Consider the following 19,809-nt stretch of genomic DNA (forward strand, 5'->3'; position numbering starts at 1 on the left):
GACTTCAGTCCAATGCTGATTATTTTTTATCTATGCTAAAGTGAGTTTGGCTGAAATGCCATCCCTCTGCACTCATCGATAGGCAAAAAAATGAAAATCAATGGACTACTGCTATTCTGTTGCGCATGGGTCATATCCGTGATCCCATCACCAGCCTTGGCGGCTCAAGGCACCTTAGATCTTACTAGCTCGACACTCGGTTTGGTTTGTATTGTTGTCTTCGTTTTAGCATACGCACTTGTAATGCTTGAAGAAAAACTCCATATGCGAAAATCAAAGCCAGTGCTTGTGGCGGCAGGCATCATTTGGCTCATGATTGGGGCGTATTACGTTAATCAGGGACAACCTGATGTTACCGAGCACGCATTTCGGCACAATTTGTTAGAATTTGCGGAGTTGATGTTGTTCTTGCTGGTTGCGATGACTTATATCAACGCGCTTGAGGAGCGCCGCCTTTTTGATGCGCTACGAGCATGGATGATCCAAAAGGGTTTTAGTTATAAGAATCTCTTTTGGATCACTGGGTTCTTATCCTTTTTTATCTCTCCAATTGCAGACAATCTAACCACAGCCTTGCTAATGTGTGCCGTGGTGATGAAGGTAGCTGAAGGTGACAAAGAGTTTATCAATTTAAGCTGTATCAATATCGTGATAGCTGCCAATGCTGGTGGAGCATTCAGCCCCTTTGGTGACATTACCACTTTGATGGTATGGCAAGCCGGTATGGTACATTTCAGTGAGTTCTTAGCGCTTTTTGTTCCTTCACTGGTTAATTACATCGTACCAGCAGTCGTAATGAGTTATTTTGTGGCGGATAGAAAGCCCAGTGCAGTTTACGAAAGAGTAGAGCTTAAGCGCGGTGCTTTAAGAATTTTAACTTTGTTCCTATTGACTGTTGCAACTGCTGTGCTTTCACACAGTTTGCTGCATTTACCACCGGTACTTGGCATGATGATGGGCCTCGGTTACCTACAGTTTTTTGGTTACTTCCTGAGAATGACGTTACCGGGGTCATTAGCACGAAAGCGAGCGATGGCGGAAAGAGAAGGGGATCAAGAGCGTCTCGAGAAGCTAGGAAGTGTTGTGCCATTCGATGTCTTTAGCAAAGTTTCACGCGCTGAGTGGGATACCTTATTATTTTTCTACGGTATCGTTATGTGTGTTGGCGGTTTGGGGTTTCTCGGCTATTTAAGTTTAATGTCAGAGATATTATACGGTGAATGGTCTGCAACCTATGCTAACGTATTCTTAGGGGTTATCTCCGCTGTGATCGATAACATTCCTGTAATGTTTGCTGTGCTGTCGATGCAACCTGAAATGTCACACGGCCATTGGTTGTTGATCACGCTCACAGCAGGGGTAGGAGGGAGTTTACTCTCTATTGGCTCGGCGGCTGGGGTAGCACTCATGGGTCAGGCTAGAGGCTATTATACTTTTATGGGGCACCTAAAATGGGCACCTGTGATCTTGCTTGGTTATATCGCGAGTATTTTATGTCACCTGTGGCTCAACGAATCTGCTTTTAGTGTGTTTGGCTAGCGCTTAGGTAAGACGTAGTGAGAGTGAATAATAAATATGTGTTTCACTCTCACTGCATTTATCGCTCGGCGAGGTAGTGTTGATATCGTTGTACCCATTCCTGTGATACTGGCTTTTCCATATTTAGCACTTTCTCGACTTCAGTAACTACAATTGCACCATGTATTTTTCCCACCATAACGGGCGTCGCAACATCAGTGTTTGCTTTGATGTTACCATTAATCACTTCCACAGCAGCTACCCCTAATTCCGTTGCGAGCATTCTATCTTCAACAGATGGTGCGCCGCCTCGTTGAATATGGCCTAACACGCAAAGTGCGCAATTGATATCGGCATTGTTATTTAACTCTGTTTGAAGCGCTTGAGCGCCACCTGGCCATAAATTTTCCGCTAGTATAATCAAAAAGCTACCGTGTTGATGTTGATGCTTTATGGCATTTTTGAGATGAGCTAAGACCTGAGAGGTATTCTCTGCCGTGCAGTTTTCAAATGAAATGATAGCCTCAGCGCCTGTCGCTATGCCTACATGGTAAGCGATATGTCCGTTATGACGACCCATTACCTCGGTGATAAAGACCCGCTCAAAGGCATTTGCAGTATCGCGGATTTTATCTATTGCAGAAGTCGCAGTATTGATGGCGGTGGAAAAACCAATGGTGTTGTCACATCCCGAGAGGTCGTTATCTATAGTAGCGGGAATACCGACTAGTTGACCTTGCCAGTGCTCTGCTAATACTTGCAATCCTTTAAGTGAGCCATCACCACCAATCACAATAAGTACGTCAATATGGAGTTTTCTAAGTGCGTTTGCGGCTTGAAGGACGCCTGAGGGTCCTAGCATCGCAGGGCAGCGGGCACTTTTTAGAATTGTGCCACCAAGTTGGGTGATATCTGTGACAGAATCAGTATTGAGCTCAGTATATTCTTGGTTAATTAGACCATTATAACCATGAAAAAAACCAAAGCATTGAAATCCGGAACTTAGGGCACTTAACGTGATAGCCCGAATTGCCGAGTTCATACCCGGCGCGTCCCCGCCACTTGTCAGTACTGCTATCCGTTTTGTCATGTCGTCACTCTAACGTTACTTGGTTATTCTTTTTGTATACTACCAGAGTAACTTTAAGACAAGTTGATCGACATTAAAGATAGCCAATAAGTGTAGGGAGATAGAAAGGTAAAACGGCATTTAGCTTTACCTAAATGCCGTTTTAATTAACGTTGCGTGATCTTGCTAGCAAGTTCTTCACGTTGTGCGGTCGGTAGGTTATCTACGACGATTTGATAAGAATCATCGATCATTTTCTTTATTTCGTCTTCTGGAATAGTGCCATCCAAGATGACTGTATTCCAAAGCCGCTTATTCATGTGATAACCAGGCACAACAGATGAATACTTGTCTCTAAGTAACAATGCTTCGTCAGGGTCGCATTTTACATTTAACCACCAAACAGGTTCACCATTTTCATCTATTTGCCCCTCCTTCCCCTCAGTTAGAGTTGCAAACATTTTATGCTGAACTTTGTACACATCTACGTCTTGCGCAAAAGGCTTAGTGATAAAGGTAGCAGGCTTGGCCTGCAAATATTCATGTACGCTTTTCTGATCCATAGCCCGTGTCCTTGAAGTAACAGTTAATACTACATGAGAGTAAGTTTAGCAGCTCTTGTGATAATACTGTAATCGTCTATCAGTAAAAACTATCAGAAAGTCTATACTATGGCGTTATAACGCAGACAATTATTGAATAACTGACCGATTTGTATCGGTTTAACTCACAGTTGACGATTAAAATAAATACAGTGTGTAAAAGCACCAAAATTTCAGTCGTCTACAATATTAGAAAAGCTAACTTTTAATTTCCAGTTAAGGACTAAGCTGGCTTCACAAATTATGCTAAAAACACTCTCATAACCTAAGTGGACTAAGCTAGGAAATCATTGCTAGTTGACCGTAAAAATTTCCCCACTTGTCTCTGTTTCCCTAATCAGGGAAAGTTATGGAATAGCACTCCTTACGTAATGCTATACCTCTAAACAGTCCGCTATTAAATTAAATAATACAAAAATATGCAACAATAATTTCTGTATTGATTAAATATTGAACGTTGTGTAGACTCGTCGGCCGCATTAGTAAATAGTATCGAAATGCGATGTTTCTGCGCCAAGGAGAAAAGCCCTTGGTTTACTTGATAGATGAAAAACTTCAGGAGTATCAGTGGCTTTTACAATCATATCCTTGGTCTGTGCTGTGGTAATTTATCTTCAAACCCTCTGGACTGGAATGCCTAGAAAGCGCTGGCTGAGCTTAGCATTAATTACGGGCCCTGCGGCGCTTATTCTTTTTCGGGTGCACTACCGTAGAGCTTGGATGCGTCGTTGCGCGAATTTAGTTAGTTGGAAAGCGTAAATGGAGCTAGGTTAAATGAAATAGGGCTACTGTACGAGTTGAAGGTTTGGTTTCTCGCTCGGAGCATGTTGTTTCAAGAACTGTTCAAATTCACTGCTTGATAGCGGTTTTGAGTAGTAGTAGCCCTGAACCGTTTGGCAATTCAGTTGCTCTAAAATATTAAGTTGTTCTTCATTTTCAACACCTTCAGCAACAACGTGAAGGTCTAAGTTGTGCGCAATAGTAACGATGGAGTCTACCATGTTTCTACCACGTTCATTGTTCATATCGTCGATAAATGCCTTGTCTACCTTAAGTGTATTCAGTGGAAATTGCTTGAGATAAGCCAGCGAGGAATAGCCGGTGCCAAAGTCATCCATGGCTAAATGTATTCCCCTCGCACTAAGCGAGCGCATTATCGAAATTGCTTCTTTTGGATCGTCCATTACTGTTCCTTCCGTGATTTCTAATTCAAGAAAATAAGAGGGAAGTTGATTTTTTTGCAAGATGATATCGATCCGAGTTGTGAGATCTGGCAGGCTAAACTGTTTTGCTGATAAATTCACCGCAACTCTGCCATTAAACAGCCCTTTATCAATCCAATGTTTAACATCGCGGCATGCTTTGTCTAAAACGACTTCACCAATTTCGATGATCTGCCCAGTTTCTTCCGCGATAGGAATAAACACACCTGGACTTATCACCCCTTTTTTCGGGGTAATGAAACGGACGAGTGCTTCCATACCAACCAGTTCACCGGTTTTAATATTCATTTTTGGCTGATAGTAGACGACAAAGTGATCTTCTTTGAGGCCATAACGCATCAGGTTTTCTATTTGTAAACGCTTTACCGCTTGTTCGTTCATCGAGTCATTGAAGAACAAGTAGTGATTGCCTTTTTGTTTCGCATGATACATCGCTGTATCTGCATTTTTTAGTAAACTTTCAGGTGATTTACCATCTTCAGGGCAAAGCACAATTCCTACAGACGAGGTGATCACTAACTCATGATTGGCAATTTTAAAAGGTGTCGCAATCGCAGCCAAAAACTGTTTTGCTGTTCGTGTAATGGTGTGAATATCATTGGTGCCAGAAATAACCAGCGCAAACTCATCACCACCTAGGCGATAAAAAGTATCTTGTTGGCGGGCGAGCTTATTCAGTCGCATTGCGAGTTTTGCAAGCAGAGTATCACCAAGCTGATGTCCTAATGAGTCGTTGATTTTTTTAAAGTTATCTAAATCAAAAACAAGTAAAGCATGGTGAGTGCCCTGCTGAGATAGTTTTTGTAGATTAGTGAAGAATAAGTTGCGATTGGGAAGACCTGTTGTACGGTCGCGATTCGACAAATTGTGGAGTTGAGATTCCGCTTTTTTACGCTCGGTTAAATCAGAATAAACAACTACATAGTTGCTGATCTGGCCATGGTTATTTTTAATTTCATCTATGGTTATTTCAATTGGCAAGAGTACATCGGCTGCATTTCGTAGTTTTAACTCTTCTTGCCAGTGTTCAGTTTGCTTAAGTTGGGCTTTTACTTGAGCGACAAACTTTTGATCATAGCCTGGTAAATTGAAATGTTTATTCAGATAATGTTCCCGTTGACCACCAAATAGTTTCAAGTAGCTTGGATTTAGATCAACTAGATTATAGTGCTTATCGTAAATTGCAATTGCGTCAGTGAGCGACTCTACACATTTCGCAAACAGGTTTAACCTCTCCTCAGTGCTCTTAAAGTGGCTGATATCGCGAACTGTGCCTGTCATTCTCAGAGGGTTGAGATTGGCGTCTTTCTCAATAATTTTACCTCTGTCTAACACCCAGTGATACTGACCTAGTTCATCTTTAATTCGGTAGCTCGCTTCAAAAAAAGGGGTTTTTTCTGCGAAATGCTGCTTCATCAGTTTTTCGACGATTAATAAGTCTTGTGGGTGGATCCTATGCTGGTTGGGTATGATGCTGCCGGGCTTTGCGGAGTTCATACCGTACTTGTCATTGATCCGTACAATTTCTCCTGATTGAATATTCCAATCCCAAAGCGTATCGCCACTGCCTTCAATGGTGCTTTTAAATCGTTGTTCTGAGTGCTTAAGTTGAAATGTAGACTTCTTAAGTTGATGGTTTGACCAGATTAAGTAGGGGATGCTAAGTAGAGCAATAACACATGGCACAAACCAAGCGAGCTGGGCTGCAGTTAACACACTCACGTCACTGGCGTACGACGAGTACGAAATCAGTGATAAAAGTAGAGTGTTGATTGTTATTGTTTTTATTTTTAGGCTCATAAAGTGCGTAATTCATAACTGCAACCTTTAATCTAAATCAAGCTAGTGTTGTAGTCAAAAGGAAAACGTTGATTAAGGGGAAATTCAGGTTAATTCAGGCTTTTTACAATAGTGAAGCAAAGTTTAGGATGAAATTCATTGTACTAACAAGTAACGCTGAATATTTACTAAGCTCAAATAAAGCCTGAGGTCTGTGTGCTAAGTGAAAAAAGCCTTGATAGTAAGTGAAAGTGCGATAAGCGTCCCTTGCTTACACTAGAACTGCTAATTACACTTTAAAATCAATCGCGGAGCACTTGGCTCTAGCATCTTATCTATATAGGTAATCATGTCCTCCAATTCTAAATTGGTCAAAGCTTGGATTAACCTTTGTTGCATATCAAACTGGTGAAAGTCATTGGTAATTGAGATCCACAACCGTTGTGCTCTAAGTCTTAGGTTTTTGTCTCTCTCAGAAATATGTAGTAATAAGCTTTCTTTTGAACGTTGCCAGTCAGACTCATCCAATTGACGCAATTGCTTAGCGAAACACTTCAGAAATGCATTATGTCTAGTTAGTAGGTATTCACTATCAAAGTTGGGCGATTGAATGTAAAAAGCAATTCCCGCACGCGTATTGAATGGTGCATACCCCGCGCCAACTAAGTAACCAAGTTGCTCTTTGGTCCTCAATTGTTCGAAGTAATCTTGATTAATAAGATTATTAATCGCCATCATGGTGACTTTTTCTTTAACGGAATCGGTGCGTGATTGAAAATATTCAATAAAGGCATGATCACTGCCTTCGCGTTCGATGTGTTGTTCAGTCAGTCTAGTTAACTCGTTTAAGGGGCGCTTTAAATCTTCTAAAATTTCGCTGCTTGAAAACAGCCCGTGGACTGATGTTTTTAATTTTTCAGCATGTTTTAGTTGCCAGTTACCATGCATAAAGGCTTTGACGTGGATTGCTGAAAAGAACTGCTTTCGAAATAGCTGAAATTCATTAAAACTGGCACTTTTAAGTGCACTGGCTAAATCTTCAGGGCTTGGGTTCCATGGCATCAAATGTGCCCCCAGCCGGCTAAATAGTTCGCTAACTGGCTTATTTTTATTGTGACTTCTCCAGTGGCGAATAAGTTGCTTCTTATATTCGGCAAAACGAGCAGCATGAATTGGTTGATTCAATAGCGCCTCGACCAGCTCTAAAACTAAGGTGATTTGGTTACCAGTAAGTCCAGCAGTATGTAATGTTAGACCCCCTTGGTGAGAATTTATGTGATAACTAAGGCCTGCTAGTTCTGCGCTATAAAAACGTTCTGCGACTGCATCCATAAATAGATCGGCAAATAGACGGGAGAGTGCCATATGCTTGTGACTAGTAACGGATGGGGCAGAGTCTATTTCGAGATAAAAATGCCCTTTGGTGACTCTAAAAGTTAAGTCCTGCTTAAACCAAAACTCAAACCCTGGCTGATCAGCAAGTCGGATCGGCGTATCTTGATCGCTCTCTACATCGTGGAGTGGATTTTTCGCACTAAGGTATGGATTAATTAGTGGTAGCGACATTTGTGGTAAAGGCATATGCACATTATAGAGCGACTCAATCCAGTCCTTTGCTATCGGTGAGACACTGTATGGCGTGTTGTACCACTTGGCCTTTTTATTTACCTCTGCATTAGGGTGGATAAGCACGAGGCGCATATTGGTAGGGCACAGATGCATCAGTAGTTTTTCGTGCTGCTCTTGTGAAAAGCCATCCATGCGATAATCACCATAGAGAAAATCTTCTTCCTCATAGTGGTGCATATTAACGCTGATTGAATTTACCCAGTCCAACATTCGGCCGACTTCTTGGTTATCGAACGCGATATTCAATAATGTACTTTTATCTTGGTAAAGACGTGGCAGCGCTGCGGTGTTCTGCTTAATTAGCGCCAAGTACTCAAAGAGCATTTCCACTATGTCTTCATAGTATTCAATCCCTTCATCGGTCAGTGCAAAACTGATGTTAAAGTCTCTGAAATTACTACCTGTGATCCCACCACCAGCCGATAGTGCATTGATCCAACCTTGTGATTTGAGGATAGAGTACAGCGAGCCTTTACCTTCATACCCCAACAAATGGGCTAAAAAGCTCACACTTTTATGACGGTATAAGTCTGTAGGGTTGGGCATAGCAAAACTGACAATAAGCTTTTGCATATGCTTTCGGGGTTTGATCTTTAACTCTAATTGTAAGTCGCATTCACGATACATTGGGGCTTGTATCGTGGGCTTTTCCTCTTTAGTACCAATTATTTTCGCAAACGGTAAACTGTAGGATTCCAAGGTTGTCAAAGGTTGTGGTCCGGCAACAACAAGAGTCATCCACTGAGCTTTATAATACTTATTAAAAAATGCGCGTAGTTCACTGGCTATATTGCCATTACGATCCGCGAGAGTGTCGCGCGTACCAACAGAAAACTTGGCAAAAGGATGCTTAGGATTGATGGTTTCTTTGTGAACTTGGTAAATGCGACGGCCATCATCTTTGATTTTCATTTTAAACTCGGCATCAATGGCTTCGCGTTCTTTTTCGGTATCGCTTTCGTTCAGCAGTGGAGATACAAAAAACTGGCTAAAGCGTTCTAGCGCTTCATCTAATCGTTCGGCGTCACAGTCAAAATAATAGCTTGAGTGCTCGGTGCCAGTCCAGGCGTTACTCTGGCCACCATATTGACTAATAAACTGCGAAAACCCGCCAGAATCGGGGTGTTCAACGGTACCAAGAAACAGCATATGTTCCAAAAAGTGCGCCATACCTTGGCGATTTTCAGGATCGTCAAAGTGACCAACGTTAACGGTTAATGATACGGCGCACTTGGCGGTTGAATCGTCATTAATCAATAAGATTCTAAGACCATTGTCCAGTGTTAGGAATTGGTACTGCCGATTATCATTATTACTCAGTTTCAATATGCTGCTGCCGATAGATTAGTTAAAAGATAACTGAAGGTAATTAGAATTTCATTTCGTGTTAATCCTTCATTTGTTTTAATATAGCGAACAAACCAGTGAGATAGCTACCGGTTTAGAAGAAAATAATATCGAATTGCATATATGAGTAGTCAGTAAGCATAAGATCCTCTGTTGTGAGCGGCATAAAAGGGAAAGGCCATTAGCGACAATAGCTTAAATGCGGATCTCATTGTTCATGAGATAAATATATGCTGGGTGATATAAACAGAAGGTGCTGAACAGTATGAAGACTATCTTGATAATGCGTCATGGTGAAGCTGAGCCAATGCAGGCCGATGATGCGAGTAGAAACTTAACTGAGCTGGGGTTACAACAAGCCAAGGATATGGGTCAATGGTTGAAACAGTACTTTGAGATAGATGCGGCATTAATAAGTCCGTTTACCAGAGCGCAGCAAACGGCCGAGCAAGTGCTTGCTGTACAAGCTCCCCAATTGGTTGAAACCTGCGCAGATATCGTGCCGAGTGGCTCAGCACACACAGCCATTGATTATTTAGAAACGCTTATTTCTTTGCATCCTGAACACCAAACCTGGATTTTAGTGGCACATATGCCTGTCGTAAGTTATCTAGTTGACCGCTTATGTCCCGATACTATGCCTATTTTTTCAACCGCAGCTGTCGCTATCATTGAGTACAATGAGCAAACAGGCCGAGCGGAATTTACTTCGATGCAATTACCTTAAATTTTTCTCATATTTTAATGTAGAAAGGCTAAAACTTACCTTTAATCGGTCTAATGTCCTCTTTTTAATTTTGTTTGAACTTTATCATTACACCGGTGTCATAGCCTTGGCACCGCAATCATGATTACCGGAACAGTCAGTACATTTGTTTGGGCGCAAATCGTATTGTTCAGATAACCAGCACAGTTTCGACCACTGTGTTATGGTTCTGTTATCGGTAAATTTGGTTTTTTGGAACTTATATAGCCATAAGTTTAAAGGACAATTGTCCGCTTTTTTGTGTTTTTTGTTGCTAAATGTCGTAAACTGTCAGCTAACGTCGCTAAAAGTTACAAAAAAATTGATTTTTTAGTTCGGTTTATAAAGCAAAGTAGAATTTACCTGCTATAATTACCGCCGTCTCGTTCAGCCTTACAAAGTTGTATCGCACTCTCGACTGTAAGGTCCGCGTTTTTACATTTTAATCGCGAAAAATTGAACGTTCACGCCTAGTGAAACGGCGCCCAAATTTTAAACCGTTGAACAAAGAGTGCACTAAAAGGTCGAAAACCAACATGAAAGCAATGAAAAGATCTACGTTAGCTACCCTAATAAATGCTACGTTGTTCTCTGCTGTGGCAGGTACTTCATTTTCTTCACTTGCTGAGGAAGAGCAAGCCAAAAAAAATCAATTGGAAGTTATTCAAATCACCGCTCGTAAACGTGTTGAAAACGCGCAGGAAGTACCTGTATCTGTTTCTGCACTTCAAGGTGATAACTTGAATGCTTATAGCTCAGCGGGTATGGACATTCGCTTTATGAACGCGAAGATCCCAAGTCTATCGGTAGAATCTTCGTTTGGTCGTACTTTCCCACGTTTTTACGTACGTGGTTTAGGTAACACAGATTTCGATCTAAATGCGTCACAACCTGTATCTTTGGTTGTTGATGAAGTGGTTCAAGAAAACCCAATTCTAAAAGGCTTCCCTGTATTCGATATTGCACGTATTGAAGTATTACGTGGTCCTCAGGGCACGCTATTTGGCCGTAATACACCTGCAGGTCTTGTTAAATTTGACACTGTTAGACCAAGTCAAGAATTTGATGGCTATGCTGCTGTTTCTTATGGTAGCCGTGGTGCAGTGGACTTTGAAGGTGCGGTAGGCGGCTCAGTAACCGACCGTATCTCAACACGTATTTCTGCCTTGTGGCAGGAACAAGAAGATTATATCGATGTAAAAGCGCCAGGTTTTGAGAAAAAAGATTCGTTAGGCGGTTACAGCGAGCAAGCCGTTCGTGTTCAATTCTTATATGAAGGCGATGACTTCAACGGCTTATTGAATTACCACTACCGTGATTTAGATGGTCGCCCAATTGCATTTCGCGCAAATCTGATCGAGAAAGGCACAAATAACATTAACCCATTGTATGATAACGATGTGGTATACCATGATGCAGCCTCTCGTTCGACGCAACAGGTTGAAACTCAAGGTTTGAGCCTAAAACTTGAGTGGGACTTACCTGAGCATACCGTGACGTCAATCACTGCTTGGGAAAGTGCTGAAATCTACTCACGCGCAGACGTTGATGGTGGTTACGGTCCAAATGATGCAGGTGTTTCAGGCCCTGGTTTGATCATATTTACTTCAGAAACTGCGGATGTTATTCCTGAGCATAATCAGTACACGCAAGAGCTGCGCTTATCAAGCAACTTTTCTGGCGATTACAACTACCAAGTTGGTGTCTTCTTATTTGAAGAAGACCTAATGATTGAAAGCTATAGCTTCAATACTAATGGTTATGATTCTGCATATGCACAGTATGGCGTGCAAAATGGTTATGCTTACCAAGATCAAGACACATCAGCATGGGCAGTATTTGGTTCTTTTGATTACACCGTATCTGATGATTTAAAAGTAACAGCTGGCTTGCGTTATTCTGACGACGAGAAAGAGTTTTACGCCAAGCGTACTAAGAACCCAACACCTTGGAACGGTTCTCCAGATGTACTTGACGATACCGCTAACCCAAGCGATAGCCACGTAAGCTGGGATTTAAGTGCCACTTACAAGCTAACTGATGATGTAAACTTGTTTGGTCGCGTTGCTAACGGTTTCCGTGCACCAAGTGTTCAAGGTCGTATTTTGTTTGGTGATGAAGTGACTGTTGCTAAGTCAGAAACGACCAACTCAATCGAAGCGGGCATTAAATCTGATGTACTTGATGGCCAAGGCCGCGTAAACGCGACGGTATTTTACTATCAAATGGATGACCAACAGCTAACGGCTGTAGGTGGTGGTTCGAATTTCAACCGCTTAGTGAATACTGATAAAACAACTGGTTATGGCTTCGAACTCGATACCGAGTGGGTGTTAACAGACGAGCTAAATGCAACATTTAATCTGAGCTATAACAAAACCGAGTTGGAAGATAAAAACTTAGCTGTAGCGGTTTGTGCGCAGTGTACAGTGACTGATCCAACTTATATGGTTGAAGGTACTAATGGCCCTGAGGCGCGAGCAATTTTGGATGGTAACAGCTTACCTCACGCTCCTGAGTGGATTGCAAACGCAACACTTCGCTACACGAAAGAGTTAGAAGATGGCGAGTTCTTCGTCTATGGTGATATGTCTTATCGTAGTGAAGTAGACTTCTTCTTATACAAATCAGTAGAGTTTGAAGGTGAAGCGTTGTTTGAAACAGGCCTGCGTGCTGGTTATATGTGGTCTGAAGGCGATAACGAATATGAAGTGTCAGCCTTTGTTCGTAACCTATTTGATGAGCAAGTGGTTATCGGTGGTGTAGACTTCAATAACAACACGGGTATGCTAAATGAAGCGCGCTTCATTGGTGCTGAATTCAAAGTGAAATTCTTCTAATTCACGCTACAGTGATTATAATAGAGTAACTAAAGCCCGCGTTAAGCGGGCTTTTTAATGAAATTTTTATGTTAGGAGTGGATATGTCAGGTTTTTGGAATTATCGGGTGATATATTGTGAAGCGACAAAAGATGAAGCGGCTTTATATCAAATCCATGAAGTGGAATATAACTTAAATGGCAAGGTAACGAACTGGTCTGAAACGGGTGCTGCACCCTTTGGTCGTTCGATGGAAGAGTTGCAAGCGGATGCAGATAGACTGAAGTCAGCTTTCGATAAGCCAATTCTAAAAGTAATTAGACAGCCACGGGGCTATACATTAGTTGAAGTTGATAGCGGTGAAGAAGCTACTGCTGAGCCACCAGCAGGGATCAACGGTTAATTAATACAACCAAATTAAGGAGTGTAAATGCGTTTTCAGGCAGTTTTATTTGATTTTGACGGTACATTAGTTGATTCAGAAGCACTCCATTACCAAAGTTGGATGAAGGTGTTAGCCCCGTATCAAGTTACTTATACGGAGCATGATTTTTGTGATGAGTTTTCGGGTGTACCAACGCTTAAAGCCGCCAATATACTTAAAGAAAGGCACCAACTTGCGCCTTCTGCCCGTGATTTATGTGATGAAAAAAATATCGTCTTTGTCGCAACAGCTGCGGAAGTACTCCCCAGATTAATGCATTTTGCAAAACAAATTGTTGAACAAACCTCAAAACGTTGTTCGATCGCACTCGTGACTGGAAGCAGCAGAGCAGAAGCGCTCCCAGTTTTACGACACTATCAGCTACTAGAGCTGTTTTCTGCGATAGTGTGCAAAGACGATGTCGAACGGCCAAAGCCTCATCCTGAACCTTATCGCAAAGCGCTCGCTGCGCTAAAAATTGCGCCACATGAAGCTGTGGCAATAGAAGATACCTACACAGGGTTAACTTCAGCCAAAGAAGCTGGGTTAACCACGGTTGTTGTACCAAACATGCACTCAGCTAAGCAAGATTTAAGTCTTGCTGATCATTCATTTACCGATCTCGAAGCGGTTTTTGACTGGCTTTGTCCTGAAAGCTAATACGGATTGCTATAAAGAGGGGGCCTTTTAGTCAAAGCTTGTTTGATTTTACAAACTTCGATTGTTGTGTAATCTTTAAGCATGAAATTTATTAATTTTTAATATCAGTGAACGTAAACAATGCACCTAGTCGCTGGTATTAAATATCCACTGCAAAGGATTATGCTATGCGATATTTACCATTCTTATTCTGTCTATTATTAGGTTTTTCCAATCTCCTTTATGGAAATGAAACCGACACAAAAATCCAGCTTGCTTCGGTATATCAAGGCAACGAAGATATTTCTAATTATCTTGTTAGTGAAAAGTTCGATGGTGTGAGGGCCATTTGGGATGGCTCTCAACTGCGTACGCGTGGCGGTCACTTAATTAAGGCACCAGACTGGTTCACGCAAGGATTACCTGATACTTGGTTAGATGGCGAGTTGTGGGCTGGGTACAATAACTTCGCTTTTGTGAGTGCGATTGCAAGGCGCCACGCCCCTAATAACGAACACTGGCGTCAAGTGACTTATTATATATTTGACGCACCAAATTCTACAGAAATATTCGCTAAGCGTCATGAGCGTTACTTAAGCCTTCTCAGCCATACTGAGCTATCACACATTAAACCCGTCAAGCAGCTATCATTTGGCTCCGTTGAGGAGCTAAACGATTATTACCATAGTGTATTAAAACGAGGTGGTGAAGGGGTCATTTTGCATGCTAAAAATGCTAAGCACGAAGATGGAAGAACAACCAACGTATTAAAATATAAGCCGTATTTGGATGACGAAGCCATCGTGATTAAGCATTTACCCGGTAAAGGAAAGTACCAAGGAATGATGGGATCGCTTCTGGTGAAGAATGCACAAGGTAAGGAGTTTAAAGTCGGAACAGGGTTTAGCGACGAAGAGCGCGCATCACCACCACCGATTGGTAGTCAAATTACCTATCGATATCAAGGATATACTAAGTTTGGTAAACCGCGTTTCGCGCGATTTTTAAGAGTAAGGCCAAAATTATAGAATGGCACTACCGCTGCAAAGAAAACTTGGGGATTTTTATACGCTAGCGAGCACTACGGCTCGCTATCAAAAGCGCAATGGGCTTATTCTGCACGGCCCATGAACTTAGATTCAGCGGTGTTGATCTTAATTTTGTCACCGCTTGAAATATGTTCAGGAACTTGAACAACAAGGCCTGTCGTTAATGTTGCAGGCTTTGTTCTAGCACTAGCAGATGCACCCTTGATTGAAGGAGAAGTATCTTCAATCACAAGCTCTACGCTTGAAGGTAAGTCGATAGAAACTGGCATGCCCTGAACCACGACGATAGATAAACCTTTCGTTGATTCATCGATAAATAACAATTGCTCAGCAATAGACTCTTTATTCAGGTGGTATGGCGTGTAGTCTTCATCATCCATAAACACATATTCATCACCATCTACATATGAAAGCATTGCAGGGCGACGGTTAAGATCTGCAAGTGTTAGCATCTCTTCCGCTTTAAAAGTCTCATCTACTTTAGAGTTATCTACTACATCGTACATACGCATACGGTATAGGCTACCACCAGCGCGACCTTGTGGTACTGAGCGCTCAATATCACGAACAATCATTACGCGGCCGTTATACTCGATCGCGGCATGTTTTTTAATTTCACTTGCCTTTGGCATAGCTTAATTCCTAATACAAATAAAGTTGGCACAATATAATCATTTTTCGGCTTTTTGGCGAGTTTCAAAATTCACTCTCAGCCTCAAATACCGTATAAAGTCGTCATTTCTGAGTACTTGATCCCAAAGTGCTGGTCAAACCAACGGTTGATATAGTCATGCTCGGGCTCAAGCTTGGCACAGCGCAGGATATTTTCGCCTTTATTGGTGCCAAGTGCCTGTCCACAGTAATTTTGCTTCCAAGTTAGCGTAAGATCTTGAGAGAATTTTTTTAGTAATTCGTCAAATGTCTTTTCTGTTACCTGTGAAAGGTTAAGAAAGTCTGGAGACAGTGGTGTGATATTAAGTTGCTCAAAATCAGCCTGATGTGCGCGGGTTTTGTTATGCTTACTATCGCTTGCACTGCCTTTGATATAACGATGGGCTAAACTCGCCTCATAATTGACATTGATATCAAATTTTTCATCGTAGATGGTCACGGGATACGTGAACTCTCTTGTGACTTCTGCGGTATGCGTGTTATCTAAGTTATTTGGATCAGGTCGTTCAACTTTCTGTTGATAATGCTTACGCTGAATATATTGGTTACTGGTACGGTAATAGTCCGCATCTGCGTATAGCTCTAATGAAAGCTGTTGGCTACCATTACTATCAAACCAGAGGCTGTTATTAAATGCCGTATTTAGGTTTGAAATAAATGCGTTGTATTGTCCTTTGATTGAGTTGCCAAAGCGCAAGCCAATATCGACACGATCTCGTATGTTCATCGCAAAATAACGACTTTTATCTTGGTTATCTACACGTAAACGTTTTGGAGTTTGCCACGCTAAACAGTATTTTTCGGTGAAACTTTTTAAATAGAAGCGTTGTCCGCTGACTTGTCCTGCAAGTTCATCACACTTTTTCTGCGCTTGCGTTCTTAGCGTGTCGTAGTGGATGCTCATGGCGCTTGCTAATTGCGCATTGCTGATCAGGTGGCGATAGTTATGTTCAAAAAGCTTAAACTTGTCGGGGTAGGGGGTGTTTGAGAGCGAGCGGGCTTCGTCGAGTAACCATTGCCTCGCGTAATCAAGCTCTTCTCTTTGGGTATTTGCCATTGCACCATTCGGTTTCATCTGCCATTGTGCTTGGTTTTTTACGATTTCCTCAAGTCTGGTCGCTGCTGCCGTGTAGTTATTTGCTAAGCGAAGCATACGCACATCGATAAGACCTTTATCTATAAGCTTGTCTCGCGCCAGTGTTAAGCCTTGCTTTGCTTCAAGATCCTCGGGGTCTTTCGCGAGTGCTTGTGAATAATATTCAGCAGCTTGGCGGTACATACCCGCTTCGTAAAGTTTATTGCCTTTATAAACCAGCGATTTACAGCCGCTGATAGCTGCCAATATTGCAATGATGATGGCGGTTTTCTTGATCATAATATCATTCCATTCGCGCAAAAAGTTCCATAAGCACAGTTATTGATTTTAGTATCCATTCGCTTCAATTACAGGCGCACCCGTTCCTAAGCTTTTAACAGGCTTATAATACATAGTTCTGGCGAAATCTACATCACTGAATTGTTACGATTTTGTTTTGGGAGGTATTGAATCTCGCTGTGTTGGTTTGTTGTCCTCCTGACAGGTTTCGACGCCCATCCATGGGCTACGACATACTTTTCTTTGATGCCCAAAGAACAAGTATGCAAAAGAAAGGGCACTCCCAACATCACACTGACTCCTCAAGTAAATTGCCAATATGAACGTCACCGCTGTGTAAGGGACATCCCTGTCACAGCTTTTCACGCATCCATGCGTTGAAATGACTCATTGGTAATTTACTTTCGGGTGTGATGAGGGAGGAAAACGGTGCTGATAGTTTTGTTTGGTGCTTGCAGGCAAATTTGCTGCTTTGAGAGGAAAACTAGAACTTGCAGTCAATACTAATCCCCCTTTACCACACCCGAAAAACATAACAGCTCGGCGGGTGAACCACCTCCCACAAAACTATATGCACTGCTAATTAGGAGGCTATGCTGATAGTTTTTGCAACCCTTGCAAACAGCTTTATCGTCAAAATCGTAGAAGATCTCACAAGCAACTTATTCCCCCTCATCACACCCGCAAAGCATCAGTTGATATGCAATGTGCCGACAGGATGTCGGCCAAGTCTTGTCTGGCACACGGACGTGCCTTACAAGACGGTTGCACTATATCGGCTTAGGATTTGAGGATTGAGTGTGATGTTGGGGCGACGTTTTCTTGGTTCGTTCTTTTTCGTCGTTTAGAAAGAATGAACGAGGAGCGCATGGATGCGCTTTGATATTAAACATGGAGGTTTATGTTACTAACGGCTGATAACTCGAAATGTGTCGTAAAGCCAGCTCGTCCTCCTGACCGATTTCGACGCCCATCCATGGGCTACGACTACCTTTTCTTTGCTTGCCCAAAGAACAAGTATGCAAAAGAAAGGGCACTCCCAACATCACACTGACTCCTCAAGCATATTGCCAATATGAACGTCACCGCTGTGTAAGGGACATCCCTGTCCCTGTCACAGCTTTTCACGCATCCATGCGTTGAAATGACGCATTGGCAATTTACTTTCGGGTGTGATGAGGGAGGAAAACGGTGCTGAGAGCTTTTTTGGTGCTTGCTGGCAAATTTGCTGCTTTTAAGAGGAAGATCAGAACGCACGGTCAATATCACACCAGAAAAACATAACTGCTCGGCGGGTAAACCACCTCCCACAAAACGATTTAGACTGTTAATTAGGCGCTCACTCGGATCGCTTTTGTGGTGCTTGTAAGCAACTTAATCATAAAAGCAGTAGAAGTGTTGTGGTTCAAAAGATCTTGAAAGCAACTTATTCCCCCTCCATCACACCCGCAAAGCATAAGTTGATATGCAATGTGCCGACAGGATGTCGGCCAAGTCTTGTCAGGCACAAGGACGTGCCTTACAAGACGGTTGCACTATATCGGCTTAGGATTTGAGGATTGAGTGTGATGCTGGGGCGACGTTTTCTTGGTTCGTTCTTTTTCGTCGTTTCAAAAGAATGAACGAGAAGCGCAGGGATGCGCTTTGATATTAACCAAGGAGGGGATGCTTGATTAGGACTGATGTGTAAAATCAATTAGTTAACCTGCTTAATTGCTCAGGCTAGCGGCCTCCGTACGCTAAAAAATATAATTGATTATTAAGGCAAATTTAGGTGTAATGAATACATAATGAGCGCTGCAGGGAAAGCTTAATTAATAATAGATTAGCTGTTCAAACCAAATGATTTGGCTAATGTCTCTAAAAAGCAAATTCCCATAGCATAAACAACACCAACTCTGTCACACCGAGCAGGTAGCAGCTCAGTCCAACAAGCGATTATGCAACACAAACTGCGTGTCGCATAAATGCTAAAGTGTTATGTCACAAGGAGTATTCATGGCGAATCCAAAGCCTAAAGTAGTAAAAGATAATAAAGAGTGCTTTATCATTATGCCAATAGCCGATGCCGAGGGTTATCCTAACGGGCATTTTAAGCATGTGTATGACAATATAATTTCGCCTGCTTGTGATATGGCTGGATTCAAGCCAGTACGTGCGGATGAAGTCAAACAAACCAACTTGATTCATCTTGATATCTTAAAACAGCTTATTGAAGCTCCAATTGCAATTTGTGATCTAAGTAATAGGAACCCAAATGTACTTTTTGAACTAGGAATTAGGCAGGCTTTTGACAAACCAGTTGTGTTAATTCAAGAGAAAGGTACCCCCAAAATATTCGATATTGCTCCACTTCGATACCTCGAATACTGCAAAGAAATGAAGTATCACGATGTATTATCTATTCAAAAAGAACTAAAAGACTCAATTGAAGCTACGTTTGAAGCTGACGGAAAGCAAGGTAATGTAAACTCTATCGTTAAACTTTTGGCACTAAATTCACCTGCTCAATTGCCAGATATTGAACACAACAGAGAACTGCTATCTCTAGATGTGATGCATGCCGAAATGAGACAAATGAAGAGTCTAGTCGAGAATATGGCTATTCGTGGGGTTGGCAGTAAATCTTCAATTGAGATGATTGAATACGAGCGTATATCAAATGAACTTACGAACATTGTAAATAACAAACGAATGCCAGAGGGTGAGCGAAATGAACGTTTGCACTACCTCCTAATGGAAACAGAAGAATTTATGATGAGAAGCCCGTCAAAAGAAAATCATAGACATTATCGTAGTTTGATGGAAAGAGTTCATCGTGCGCTAGCAAGTGACATAACAAGCAATTAAACAGGGATAAAAAACTTGCGGGCTATTCGCTTTGCTCAATTTTAGCCCACAATTTTTTACCCGTTAAT

The 19,809-nt window shown here is 41.9% G+C and carries 13 protein-coding genes; 7 read left to right on the forward strand and 6 right to left on the reverse strand.

The window, feature by feature from the left end; all coding sequences use genetic code 11:
• Window positions 1-90: 90 nt before the first annotated feature.
• The gene (gene nhaD / locus CWC29_RS02060) at window positions 91-1,539 is read left to right on the forward strand and encodes a sodium:proton antiporter NhaD (RefSeq protein WP_128728578.1); all 1,449 of its coding nucleotides are present in this window, start codon (window positions 91-93) and stop codon (window positions 1,537-1,539) included.
• A gap of 58 nt (window positions 1,540-1,597) precedes the next feature.
• Here the strand turns inward: nhaD and CWC29_RS02065 are convergent, their stop codons facing one another.
• The 4 genes from CWC29_RS02065 to CWC29_RS02080 form a co-directional block, all read right to left on the reverse strand.
• Window positions 1,598-2,608 carry an ATP-dependent 6-phosphofructokinase gene (locus CWC29_RS02065; protein WP_128728577.1) on the reverse strand — a complete coding sequence of 337 codons (1,011 nt, stop codon included), beginning with the start codon at window positions 2,606-2,608 and terminating at the stop codon, window positions 1,598-1,600.
• 146 nt (window positions 2,609-2,754) lie between these two features.
• Window positions 2,755-3,150, reverse strand: a complete 396-nt coding sequence (locus tag CWC29_RS02070; RefSeq protein WP_128728576.1) for an MmcQ/YjbR family DNA-binding protein — start codon at window positions 3,148-3,150, stop codon at window positions 2,755-2,757.
• 824 nt (window positions 3,151-3,974) lie between these two features.
• Complete coding sequence (locus CWC29_RS02075) at window positions 3,975-6,212, reverse strand: putative bifunctional diguanylate cyclase/phosphodiesterase (RefSeq protein WP_128728574.1); 2,238 nt, start codon at window positions 6,210-6,212, stop codon at window positions 3,975-3,977.
• A gap of 264 nt (window positions 6,213-6,476) precedes the next feature.
• Window positions 6,477-9,146 carry an insulinase family protein gene (locus CWC29_RS02080; protein ID WP_128728573.1) on the reverse strand — a complete coding sequence of 890 codons (2,670 nt, stop codon included), beginning with the start codon at window positions 9,144-9,146 and terminating at the stop codon, window positions 6,477-6,479.
• Between the two features lie 286 nt (window positions 9,147-9,432).
• Between CWC29_RS02080 and sixA the strand changes: the two genes are divergently transcribed.
• The 5 genes from sixA to CWC29_RS02105 all read left to right on the forward strand — a co-directional run bounded on the left by sixA (window position 9,433) and on the right by CWC29_RS02105 (window position 14,823).
• Entirely contained in the window at window positions 9,433-9,894 is a 462-nt protein-coding gene (sixA, locus tag CWC29_RS02085) for a phosphohistidine phosphatase SixA (protein WP_128728572.1), read from the forward strand.
• A 554-nt stretch (window positions 9,895-10,448) separates the two neighbouring features.
• Window positions 10,449-12,752 carry a TonB-dependent receptor gene (locus tag CWC29_RS02090; RefSeq protein WP_128728571.1) on the forward strand — a complete coding sequence of 768 codons (2,304 nt, stop codon included), beginning with the start codon at window positions 10,449-10,451 and terminating at the stop codon, window positions 12,750-12,752.
• Window positions 12,753-12,835: 83 nt separating this feature from the next.
• Window positions 12,836-13,135: a hypothetical protein gene (locus tag CWC29_RS02095; RefSeq protein ID WP_010374748.1), complete on the forward strand. Its 300-nt coding sequence runs from the start codon at window positions 12,836-12,838 to the stop codon at window positions 13,133-13,135.
• A gap of 27 nt (window positions 13,136-13,162) precedes the next feature.
• The gene (locus CWC29_RS02100; protein WP_128728570.1) at window positions 13,163-13,816 is read left to right on the forward strand and encodes an HAD family hydrolase; all 654 of its coding nucleotides are present in this window, start codon (window positions 13,163-13,165) and stop codon (window positions 13,814-13,816) included.
• Between the two features lie 167 nt (window positions 13,817-13,983).
• Window positions 13,984-14,823, forward strand: coding sequence for a DNA ligase (locus tag CWC29_RS02105; protein WP_138521977.1), 840 nt, complete (start codon window positions 13,984-13,986; stop codon window positions 14,821-14,823).
• An 83-nt stretch (window positions 14,824-14,906) separates the two neighbouring features.
• Here CWC29_RS02105 and efpL read toward each other — a convergent pair whose 3' ends face one another.
• Together efpL and CWC29_RS02115 are read right to left on the reverse strand one after the other, a co-directional pair.
• Window positions 14,907-15,476: an elongation factor P-like protein EfpL gene (efpL, locus tag CWC29_RS02110; protein ID WP_010606026.1), complete on the reverse strand. Its 570-nt coding sequence runs from the start codon at window positions 15,474-15,476 to the stop codon at window positions 14,907-14,909.
• An 83-nt stretch (window positions 15,477-15,559) separates the two neighbouring features.
• Complete coding sequence (locus tag CWC29_RS02115; protein ID WP_138521975.1) at window positions 15,560-16,891, reverse strand: tetratricopeptide repeat protein; 1,332 nt, start codon at window positions 16,889-16,891, stop codon at window positions 15,560-15,562.
• Between the two features lie 1,998 nt (window positions 16,892-18,889).
• Between CWC29_RS02115 and CWC29_RS02120 the strand changes: the two genes are divergently transcribed.
• On the forward strand, window positions 18,890-19,741 hold the full coding sequence (locus tag CWC29_RS02120) for a hypothetical protein (RefSeq protein ID WP_138524075.1): 852 nt from the start codon (window positions 18,890-18,892) through the stop codon (window positions 19,739-19,741).
• Window positions 19,742-19,809: the final 68 nt, after the last annotated feature.

Source organism: Pseudoalteromonas galatheae (assembly GCF_005886105.2).
Taxonomy (GTDB): domain Bacteria; phylum Pseudomonadota; class Gammaproteobacteria; order Enterobacterales; family Alteromonadaceae; genus Pseudoalteromonas; species Pseudoalteromonas galatheae.

Coding starts and splice junctions, on each gene's coding strand:
- CWC29_RS02075 (WP_128728574.1), bottom strand. CDS start 6,212: ATGAGCCTAAAAATAAAAACAATAACAATCAACACTCTACTTTTATCA.
- CWC29_RS02115 (WP_138521975.1), bottom strand. CDS start 16,891: ATGATCAAGAAAACCGCCATCATCATTGCAATATTGGCAGCTATCAGC.
- CWC29_RS02065 (WP_128728577.1), bottom strand. CDS start 2,608: ATGACAAAACGGATAGCAGTACTGACAAGTGGCGGGGACGCGCCGGGT.
- CWC29_RS02120 (WP_138524075.1), top strand. CDS start 18,890: ATGGCGAATCCAAAGCCTAAAGTAGTAAAAGATAATAAAGAGTGCTTT.
- CWC29_RS02090 (WP_128728571.1), top strand. CDS start 10,449: ATGAAAGCAATGAAAAGATCTACGTTAGCTACCCTAATAAATGCTACG.
- CWC29_RS02105 (WP_138521977.1), top strand. CDS start 13,984: ATGCGATATTTACCATTCTTATTCTGTCTATTATTAGGTTTTTCCAAT.
- CWC29_RS02100 (WP_128728570.1), top strand. CDS start 13,163: ATGCGTTTTCAGGCAGTTTTATTTGATTTTGACGGTACATTAGTTGAT.
- CWC29_RS02095 (WP_010374748.1), top strand. CDS start 12,836: ATGTCAGGTTTTTGGAATTATCGGGTGATATATTGTGAAGCGACAAAA.
- CWC29_RS02070 (WP_128728576.1), bottom strand. CDS start 3,150: ATGGATCAGAAAAGCGTACATGAATATTTGCAGGCCAAGCCTGCTACC.
- nhaD (WP_128728578.1), top strand. CDS start 91: ATGAAAATCAATGGACTACTGCTATTCTGTTGCGCATGGGTCATATCC.
- efpL (WP_010606026.1), bottom strand. CDS start 15,476: ATGCCAAAGGCAAGTGAAATTAAAAAACATGCCGCGATCGAGTATAAC.
- sixA (WP_128728572.1), top strand. CDS start 9,433: ATGAAGACTATCTTGATAATGCGTCATGGTGAAGCTGAGCCAATGCAG.